Raw genomic sequence first — 1,779 nt, 5'->3', positions numbered from 1 at the left:
ACTAACTTGACAATGACAAGGCGTACCTGGGTCGCCCCCTCGGCGCACACTCAGCGCCCCTGGGTGTGAGCGCGATCCGGCCGGGGCTCGACGGCCCCGGCCGGGCCGGCGCACCCTGCTCGTACGGAGGCTCCCGCCGGTCAGCGCAGCGGTACGTCGACGCCCTGGGAGGGACCGATGGCCCCGAGGGGCGGATCGGCGAAGAACCGGATCTTGGTGATCTTCACGTCCTTGGGGACGTCGTACCACAGGTCGAACTCCATGCGCACGAAGCTGCCGACGGGGAGCTTGCCGGGCTGGCGCTTGGTGGTCTGGGCGGCGTCGTCCACGGAGAACGTGCGCCCGTCGGAGGCCACGAGTAGCTGCTGCTTGGCGTCGAACGTCTGGTTGGTGCGGTCGGTGCTCTCGATGAGGACGCGCACCCGGACGTACTGGCCCTTGGCGTTCCACTCGGCGTGGCTGCCGAAGATGCTCGGCATGCCGTCGTGAAATCCAATGACACGGAACCGCATCTGGCCGTCGACCACCGGCTTGGCCGTGATCACGGTCTCGCCGGGGCGCGCGGTCTCGGCGGGGATCACGTACGTGGGGGAGGGGCTCGTCGTGGGCTCGGCGGGTCCGCTGGAACAGCCGGAAAGCGAAATGGCGGCAAAAGTCAAGCAGCCCAGACCGACCACAGGCACTCGCACCATGGCACCCTAACGCGCCGCTCGGCTCGGAGTGCCAGGCTCCTTCAGGTGTTGTGCGATCGTTTCATTTCGGTAATACCCCTGGTGACCAGGTGCGGGACCATGGCCAGGGTTACGGTAACTTAACTCAAATCCGACATACAGCTGAAGAGGAGGACGTTGTGGTCTTTTGGCCCAGACGTCGCCGTATGACCTCGATCGGGGCGCTGGCGGTCAGCGCCGCGTTCCTTCTCTCCGCCTGCGGTGGCGGATCGGACACCAGCGCGACCAGCTCCAGCGCCCCGGCCGGCAGTGCCCCGGCGGCGGCGGCCTCGGAGATCAAGTTGATCCACCCGGGCAAGCTGACGACGTGCACGAACCTGCCCTATGAGCCCTTCCAGTTCAAGGAGGGCGACAAGGTCGTCGGGTTCGACGTCGACATCGTCGACCTCGCCGCCAAGAAGCTCGGCGTGACCCAGGAGATCGTCGACATCGACTTCGCCGTGATCAAGAGTGGCGCCGCCCTCAACGCCGGCAAGTGCGACGTCGCCGCGGCGGGCATGACGATCACTCCTGAGCGCCAGAAGAACCTCCTTTTCTCCGACCCCTACTTCGACGCCACGCAGGCGCTGCTCGCCAAGAAGGGCACCGGCGCCAAGTCGCTCGACGACGTGAAGGCCAAGGGGCTCAAGCTCGGCGCGCAGGCATCGACGACCGGCCTCGACTACGTCAAGGGCAAGGGGTTCAACCCGACCGAGTTCGCCGACTCCCCGAAGGAGCTGCTCGGCCTGCAGTCCGGGCAGGCCGACGTGATCGTCCAGGACCTTCCCGTCGTGCTGACCTGGCTGAAGAAGCCCGAGATCGCGAGCAAGTTCGAGCTCATCGCGAGCCTGGACACAGGTGAGCAGTACGGTGTCGGCCTGAAGAAGGGCAACGACGCGCTGGTCAAGGTGATCAACGAGGAGATCGCCAAGGCCAAGACCGACGGCACCTACGAGCAGATCTACGTCAAGTGGTTCGGCCGTACTGTGTGGCGGCACCCGGTCGCCTGCCTGGTGGTCGCCGCACCGGCCGTCTTATGCCTGCTGTACGGCTGGCGCGTCGCACTGGT

General features: G+C 66.3%; 2 protein-coding genes. One reads left to right on the top strand and one right to left on the bottom strand.

All coding sequences use genetic code 11. From position 1 onward, the window contains the following. Window positions 1-140: 140 nt before the first annotated feature. Window positions 141-683 (bottom strand): DUF4352 domain-containing protein, encoded by a 543-nt coding sequence (locus AB0B89_RS36240; RefSeq protein WP_358562261.1) that lies wholly within the window; start codon window positions 681-683, stop codon window positions 141-143. Window positions 684-877: 194 nt separating this feature from the next. Between AB0B89_RS36240 and AB0B89_RS36235 the strand changes: the two genes are divergently transcribed. Next, window positions 878-1,779: ABC transporter substrate-binding protein (locus tag AB0B89_RS36235; protein ID WP_358562258.1), on the top strand; the 902-nt coding region annotated here is incomplete at its 3' end.

The organism is Sphaerisporangium sp. NPDC049002, from assembly GCF_040649355.1.
Taxonomy (GTDB): domain Bacteria; phylum Actinomycetota; class Actinomycetes; order Streptosporangiales; family Streptosporangiaceae; genus Sphaerisporangium.
This window is presented reverse-complemented; position numbering and strand designations above follow the sequence as displayed.